Source organism: Bacillus sp. ISL-41, assembly GCF_018613235.1.
Classification (GTDB): Bacteria; Bacillota; Bacilli; order Bacillales; family Cytobacillaceae; genus Mesobacillus.
Genome location: NZ_JAGGQP010000057.1, coordinates 1 through 8,028, shown reverse-complemented (window position 1 = coordinate 8,028; position 8,028 = coordinate 1). Strand labels below are relative to the sequence as shown.

The following is an 8,028-nucleotide window of genomic DNA, read 5'->3' as shown; positions in this document are numbered from 1 at the left end:
GTCATAAGCTCCGCCATTGTAAGGTCGGCACCGTATACCTGTGCGATGAAGACGGTAGCTACCCCCTGCATGATTGCCGTGCCGTCCATGTTGATCGTCGCTCCAAGAGGCTGAACGAAGCTGCTGACTGATTCAGGGACACGAAGGTTTTTCTGTGCTGTTTCCATGGATACCGGCAGTGTTGCATTACTGCTCGATGTACTGAAGGCTACTCCCATAGCAGGAGAGAATTGCTTGAAGAACCAGAATGGGTTTTTCTTTCCGAGAAAATATACACTAGAACCATAAGTGATGAACGCATGAACAACGAGAGCCAGAACAACGACTAGCATGTATACTCCCATGGCCTTGATGGCATCGATTCCCTGGCTTCCGATTGCCGTTGCGATCAATCCAAAAGTTCCGTATGGAGCAAACTTCATGACAAGGCCGACCAGATACATCATGATCTCATTTCCTTGTTGTACCAGATTCAGAATTCCTTTTGTTTTGTCACCAAGTGCCGTTAACGCAATACCGATGAATATCGCCAAAACAATTACCTGCAGCATATTTCCGGTTGTCAGTGCTTCAAATGGATTTGCCGGAATAAGATTTAAAAAGGTTTCACTTACAGGCGGAGCTTCTTCAGCATTGAATTCAGCTCCACTCGTGTCAAATTCGCCCATCAATCCCGGTTTTATAAGGAAGGCCAGAGCAAGGCCGATAGATATCGCAATCGCCGTGGTCCCTAAAAAGAAGCCCACAGTCTTTATGCCAATCCTTCCAAGCTTTTTCGGATCACCTAACCCCGATGTTCCGAGAATAATCGAAAACAGGACAATCGGTACGACAAGCATACTAATTAAATTGATGAATATCTTGCCAAGGGGCGTGAACAAGAATTTATCTAAAACAGTGAATAATTCGGGTGAAAAAATGTTGAGGATCAGCCCGGTCATCGCTCCAAGTCCAAGGCCAATCAAAATCTTAGTGGTTAATTTCATAGTCTTCCTCCCAAAAAAAATGTAAAAAAACAATGTAAAGCTTTATTCCCTCTTTTGGCCGAATTAAACCATGGCGGGTTAATTGGACAATACTGCCATCAGAATAAAGTTTTAGGAGGATTTTATGTCAGTTTTAAAAGTAGATTCTGAACTTGAGCTTAGAATATTTGACCCGCGTGAAGCTGGAGAGTTGTTCTGGCTTGTGGATTCTAACCGTCGCTTTTTGAGGAAATGGCTTCCCTGGATTGACGGCATTCAATCACCAGGACAATTTTTTTCAGTCATACAAGTGTGGCAGAAAAGCCATCATGAAGGAAGCAGCACACATTTTGGCATCCGGTACAGAGGAGTCCTTGCAGGCAGTATCAGTCTGCATGGTATTGACTGGAGTAACTCGCAGGCCAGCATCGGCTATTACATGTCGGAGAAACTGCAAGGAAAAGGCATTACGATCAGATCAGTGAAAGCAGTCATAAACCATGCTTTTTATGAGCTTGGACTTAACCGCATTGAGATCCGGTGCGGCAAGGACAATCATGCAAGCAAGGCAATTCCCAGGAAGCTTGGCTTTATCGAGGAGGGTGTCATACGTGATGGAGAATATTTAAATGGAAGCTTTCATGATTTGGTTGTTTACGGCCTCCTTTCAAGAGAGTGGCATAGAAGACATACTGTTCATACTTTATCACCGCTGTTAAGAAAGTCAGTGGATCGGCAGCTTGATGGTGAATGTTGTTCCTTTAAAACTTGACTCTACATTGATTGTGCCATGATGTTCTTCGATTATTTTATAGCAGATCATTAAACCCAGTCCGTTCCCATTCGCCTTTGTCGTAAAAAAAGGCTTGCCGATCTTGTCCAGATCATCCGCAGGAATTCCTTTACCAGTATCAGTGATGGAAATGGTCAATTCCTCTTCTGATTTGGAAACCGTAATCGTAATCTCGCCTGGCAGATCCATCGCATCAATCGCGTTCATCAGCAAATTAATCAGAACCTGCTTGATTTTATTCCCATCACAAAGCAGCATTCCATAGTCAACTGTAGATTCCTTGGTTATTTCGACGCACTTCTTTGCTGCCTCAGCCATCAGCAGAGTAATTGCATGGTCAACCAAATCATTGATATCAAAGGACTTGAAGTCAGATTTATGCGGCTTTGCCATAATCATCAGCTCTTTGGAAACTGTCTCCATCCGCTTTATTTCCTCTTCCATGATCGCTAAATAATTGTGATTCAATTCTTTCCCTGACTTCATAAGCTGGATAAAACCTTTCAGGCTTGTCAAAGGGTTTTTGATTTCATGTGCAATACCTGCAGCAAGCTGGCCAACAACATTCAATTTTTCATACTCAAGGATGAAATGCTCTGTTTTGATTTTTGCAGAAACATCACTTGTCACTGAAAACAGTTCAAATGGTTCATTTGTTTCAGGATGCCGAACAACCGAGATTTGTGAATTCACCCAGATATACACTCCGTCTTTTCGCTTAATGCGGTAAGTGAGACTGCATACGTCCTCAGCTTCGGGCATGTCAGCATTCAAGATCCGTTTATAATCCTCGGCGTGAACAAGTAAAGTGTACAGTTTTCCGACTAATTCAGATGGCTCATAGCCGAGCATGGAATAAACGGTTGGTGTAACATATTTGATGAGACCATCCGGAGTTCTCTTGCAAATGAAATCCAGGGATGGATCTACCCAAATTTGTTCATCCGTCTTTTCGGCTTTATGTAACTTTCTTTCCAAACTTGATAAAAGAATACTCATAGACAGCCTCCCTTTTTATAGAAATTTTACTGAATATTTAAACTAATTTCAAACTCTAACTGTTAAAAAAGCCATAAAAAGGGTTTTATTTACATTGGGAAATTTTTCTGACCCTCCTGGAAAAGCATTAAATTGTTAAAATCTGAATTTTCCAATATAATTGAACATAAACTTCATACTTTATGTGTCCGTTTCATACATTGATATCAAACCGTATTAATGTTCCCCTTAATTATTCTTGATATGGTATAATAAAATTTAAATGATAAAGCTGAGGTGGTATGATGGGGCAATCTATCGTATCGAGAATTTAACAGCTGTAAACGCGGAAGGAACAGCATAACAGGATGTTGGCCCTGGCTGATCCAGCCGCACGGAACGGGCCGTTAAAATGTCTTGATGAATGTAATCATTTATTTGCAGCCTGTAACTCCAGGCTTAATTTTCAGTTTACTGGGAGGTGACTCCTTACCCGCAAATCCGCGGGCTAAGGGAACTTATTTGGACATATTTAACTTGGTTTGGATAGCCATTTTAATTGCTTTAACGGCATTTTTTGTCGTCTCAGAATTTGCGATTGTTAAAGTGAGAAGTTCCAGAATCGACCAACTAATAGAGGAAGGCAGCAAAAAAGCTGTGCTCGCAAAAAGAGTCATATCCAATCTGGATGAGTACCTTTCTGCCTGCCAGCTTGGGATCACAATCACTGCTCTGGGAATAGGCTGGCTTGGAGAGCCGGCAATTGCCGATTTGCTAAAACCATTGTTCAACAGCCTGGCTATTTCTGAATCCGTCGGACATGTCTTTTCAGTGGGGATTGCATTCGCGACGATTACGTTCCTGCATGTCGTAGTCGGGGAACTCGCCCCTAAGACTTTAGCGATTCAAAAGGCTGAATGGGTTTCGCTGAATACAGCTGGTCCGCTGATCCTTTTTTACAAGATCATGTATCCATTCATCTGGTTATTGAACGGATCCGCCCGTCTTGCTGTTGGGCTTGTCGGTCTTAAGCCTGCCTCTGAACAGGATTTGGCTCATTCTGAGGAAGAACTTCGCATTATTCTGTCTGAGAGCTTTAAAAGTGGTGAAATCAACCAGTCAGAGTTTAAGTATGTAAATAAAATTTTCGAATTTGACAACCGGATCGCTAAGGAAATCATGGTGCCCCGTACGGAAATCATTTCGTTGTCAATCGAGGATACCTTGGAGAACTTTCTCCAGATTGTGAAAGAAGAGAAATTCACCCGTTATCCTGTCATCGACGGAGACAAGGACCATATTGTCGGTCTCGTCAATATCAAGGAAGTCATGACTGATCTGATCCATGACCAGGGCCGGGGCAACAAAGAAATAGATTCATATATTCGGCCTATCATCCGGGTCATTGATAGCATCCCGATTCACGATTTGCTCGTCAAGATGCAAAAAGAGCGTATACACATGGCGATTTTGATGGATGAATATGGCGGCACGTCCGGGCTCGTAACAGTAGAGGATATCCTTGAAGAAATTGTCGGAGAAATTCGCGATGAGTTCGATATGGATGAAGTGCCGATGATTCGCAAAGTCAAAGAAAGTCATTATATCATCGATGCCAAACTGCTTGTAAGCGATGTAAATGAACTGCTCGCTCTTAATATCAACGATGAAGATGTCGATACAATCGGCGGCTGGATGCTCACCGAAAATTATGAAGTCAAGCAAGGCGACGTTGTCAGCTTTGGTTCATACTTTTTCAAGATTACTGAAATGGAAGAGCACCACATTAAATATATTGAAGTAACGAAACAACCCGAAATCGAAAAGTCAGCTGAAGGTTTTTTTATGAATAAAACCGAAGTTGTTTCATAACGATCAAGCAGTTACTCCCAATAGCCAATACCCAGGCAGGTCCTCCCTGCCTGGGTTTTTTGTGACTTTATTTTACATTTTCCAGGTTTGGACGTCATCGGCTTCGATGATTCCCATAATAACATCATCTACATCCGGATCCTTAAGGACGCTATCCCTGACCCTGAATTTGATATCATCTGCATCAGCCAGTGTCAGCCCTTTGCACAGCTCTAGATAGCTCTCAACATGGTACTGTCTGCCCTCCTGGACAATCCTTAAAGTATTAATGTCAATGACATCTGGATCTGACAGGATAAGATTGGCTATACGGTTCTCAACCACCTTAGGTGCAGCAACACCAATGAGACCTACCGTGTTCTCATACCCGATCTTCAAGGCAATCCCGATCAGCAGGATGCCAATTAGCAAGGTTCCGATACCATCAAGCAGGTAAAACCCTGTTAAGTGCGCCATGACAATAGAAACTAATGCTAAAAGAGCACCAAATGTTGCAATTAAATCTTCATAAAAAACCAGTCGGGTCGGCGGTGATGCCAGACTGACATTCTTAAAAGCATTGGCAATAATTCCAAATCCCTTTGCCTCACTTCTCGTCTCATGAGCAATTTCCTTCATTGCTTTAACCAGGATTCCTCCATCAACAAGAACAGCGACTGTCATAACTATAACATTAAGCCACATATTGGATGAAGCTTTCGGATGCTGAATCAGCTCCCATCCTTTGATGACTGTTTCATATGCCATGATCGAAATGATGATGACCGCCACGAGCACGAATAGATTTACAACCCTGCCAAATCCAGTCGGGAAGCGTTTGGTTGCTTCTTTTTCCGATATCGCGCTGCCGATGAATACAAAAAATTGATTTAATGCATCCGCAACCGAATGAAGAGTCGTCGCAAGCATCGTACCGCTTCCGCTGATTCCAGCAGCAACCCCTTTGATGATTGCAAGGAAGGTATTCCCAAGTGCCGCAATCCCTGAAGATTTATTTCCTTTTTTAAAAAATTCAACCATTGATGACATTTCTCCACCCGCTTTACTAGTTAAATATATTTTCCTTTACCTTTTCACGTTTCGTTCTAGTTTAAACATTTTTAAGATTAACTGCCGTAATTGCCTAGGTAATTAATATGCAAAAGAGCCCCACAGGATTATGTCCTGAGGGGCTCTTTTCTAAAATTTACGTCCTGCTCTTAGAGGCTTCTCCAACTCTTTTATTATAGGCATTCCATTTCTGTTTTGCGTTGATCAAGATGTCTTCTGCCAATAGCTCGATTCCGATTGCCGTCAGTGAGAAGATATCAGCATAGTGCTTTTTCACTTCCCATTTCAATTCATGCTTCCCGCAAATGCTGTACTTGTTCACTTCTTCCATTTCCTTGCTAAGAAGTGCTAAATGCTGATTTTTTTCCTGTTCGGGAAGAGCAATAATTTCATCGATTTTTTCTATATATTCAAGCGATCTGGCGATTTTTTCGTTCACCTCATCATGTGTTCTCTTATCTACCAGGTCATACTTCAGTTTAAAAGTATTGAGATTTCTGGCAGATTCATAGGTTGATCTCACAATTTCATCCCTGGTCATATAATCCGTTTCAAAGCTGAGCATGTATTTCCATGATGGCTGGGTGATTGCTTTTCTATGGTCTTCAATTGTATGGCAGAACTTCTTATAGCCGTATTTTTCAGGATTTTCAAATGCCGGGCTAGCTGGATCCAGGAATGGGGCCAGCGGGGCGACAAAGTATGATAGACGTTTATCCCCTCCACATGCATTGTGAATTTGCTCACAAAAATCGACGTTATCAAGTGCGCTTTGATAATCCTGATGCGGGATGCCAACCATGAAGAATATATCAATCTTCTTGCAGCTATGCCTCAATGCAGATTGCAGCGTTTCAATCACTTTTGCATTTGTACAATTAAATTTACCGTTGTAACGTCGGATTTTTTCATCATGTGTTTCCAATGTCAATTCAATGCTGTATTTTGGCACAGCCTTCTCAATCTTTTCAAAAAATTCCTCGTTCGCATATTGGAATAATTCAAATACCAATTCATTTTTCAAGTTGATCTTGCTGAGCCTCTCAAAAAATTCATCCACATATTCCTTCCCCGCCTGACGGATATCATGAAGGATAAAAATCGGGGCCCTGCTGAAGCGCTGGATGAAAAGAATGTCCTCTATTAGCTTTGCAGGTGAGCGTTTTGCCAGCACTTTACGATTGCAGTTATCCTTGTATGATTGCTTTGAGCCCCCGCAAATCAAGCAGCCCTGGGTGCAGCCTTTTGCCGTAAGAATCGCGGTATTAGGGTATTGAAGCCATCCATTATAGGGGAGTGGATCCAGGAAATTTTTATACTTGAAGACAGACTTGATTGTATATCGATACCCCGGAATATCAAATTCATCCAGGCTGTCAGGAACATGGCTTAACGGGTTGTATACTGGAGTGTCTCCATCCTTCCAAGTAAGGTTTGGAATCCCGCCCAGATGATGGGTTCTATTTTTCAAATGGTTGATCAAAAGGAGCATTAATTTTTCAGTTGAATCCCCCCTCATGACAAAATCAATGAATGGATACTCTATTAATTCTTTATGGTAATAGGTTGCAGATAAACCGCCAAAGATCATAGGAGTTTCCGGATGAAGATTTTTCACAATTTTCGCCAATTCAATACTTCCATGAGCATGCGGCAGCCAGTGAAGGTCAATTCCAAAAGCCCGAGTTTTGATCTTTTTTAATTTCTTTTCGACATCAAATTTTTCATCCATCAGCATTCGATTAGCGATGTTGATGATTTTCACGCGGAGGCCCTGACGCTCTAAATACTCCGCAATGCTAGTCAGACCTATTGGATACATTTCGAATACAGGAGAGGATGGAACGACGTCACTAATAGGACCTGCCAGCAGCGCATTTTTCCTGAAATCATAAACACTTGGCGCATGAAGAAGGACTAAATCGTATTTCAAAGGACTCACCTCGGATAAAATATATACTATTAATCTGCCTAATAAAGGCAATATATGATTACACGTTAATCATAACTCCCGAATACTTTGTCTTTGTCCCGCAAAGTGCAACTTTTTGTGAACGACTGAACATAATTGCTTCAAAAAGCCCTCAGACCCTTATAAATAAAGAGGTTGAGAGTTTATGAAAGTTTTGTGGATGGTTGAGAAAAGCGCAAGTGCCTTGGTCAGCCCCGACAAGCGCTGGAGGGCCTGACAGTGAAGGCGTTCTTTGACTTTATTGGGCGGACCGAAGCGTCTCGAGGGGCTAGGCGCTGGAGCTGGACAAAGAAAAGCGGAAGCACCTTGGTCAGCCCATCTAAGCGATACAAACCTAAAACGCCGCCTCATGTGACTGAAAACTGCCGTGCGCTGGAGCTGGACAACCTCGAAATAAA

6 protein-coding genes are annotated in these 8,028 nt (G+C 42.2%); 2 read left to right on the top strand and 4 right to left on the bottom strand.

The window, feature by feature from the left end:
* Window positions 1-986, bottom strand: a 986-nt coding sequence (locus J7I80_RS23190) for a dicarboxylate/amino acid:cation symporter (RefSeq protein ID WP_214741863.1), incomplete at its 3' end; no start/stop codon positions are given.
* Window positions 987-1,110: 124 nt separating this feature from the next.
* Between J7I80_RS23190 and J7I80_RS23185 the strand changes: the two genes are divergently transcribed.
* Complete coding sequence (locus J7I80_RS23185) at window positions 1,111-1,737, top strand: GNAT family N-acetyltransferase (protein WP_214741861.1); 627 nt, start codon at window positions 1,111-1,113, stop codon at window positions 1,735-1,737.
* Here J7I80_RS23185 and J7I80_RS23180 read toward each other — a convergent pair.
* Complete coding sequence (locus tag J7I80_RS23180) at window positions 1,690-2,757, bottom strand: ATP-binding protein (RefSeq protein ID WP_214741859.1); 1,068 nt, start codon at window positions 2,755-2,757, stop codon at window positions 1,690-1,692. The two genes, J7I80_RS23185 and J7I80_RS23180, sit on opposite strands and share 48 nt — an antisense overlap.
* A gap of 501 nt (window positions 2,758-3,258) precedes the next feature.
* Between J7I80_RS23180 and J7I80_RS23175 the strand changes: the two genes are divergently transcribed.
* A complete protein-coding gene (locus tag J7I80_RS23175) occupies window positions 3,259-4,608 on the top strand; it encodes a hemolysin family protein (protein ID WP_251027942.1) in 1,350 nt (449 codons plus the stop codon).
* Window positions 4,609-4,680: 72 nt separating this feature from the next.
* On the opposite strand, the gene J7I80_RS23170 is transcribed toward J7I80_RS23175, so the two are convergent.
* On the bottom strand, window positions 4,681-5,637 hold the full coding sequence (locus J7I80_RS23170) for a cation diffusion facilitator family transporter (RefSeq protein ID WP_214741855.1): 957 nt from the start codon (window positions 5,635-5,637) through the stop codon (window positions 4,681-4,683).
* Between the two features lie 157 nt (window positions 5,638-5,794).
* Window positions 5,795-7,591, bottom strand: coding sequence for a TIGR04190 family B12-binding domain/radical SAM domain protein (locus J7I80_RS23165; protein WP_214741853.1), 1,797 nt, complete (start codon window positions 7,589-7,591; stop codon window positions 5,795-5,797).
* Window positions 7,592-8,028: the final 437 nt, after the last annotated feature.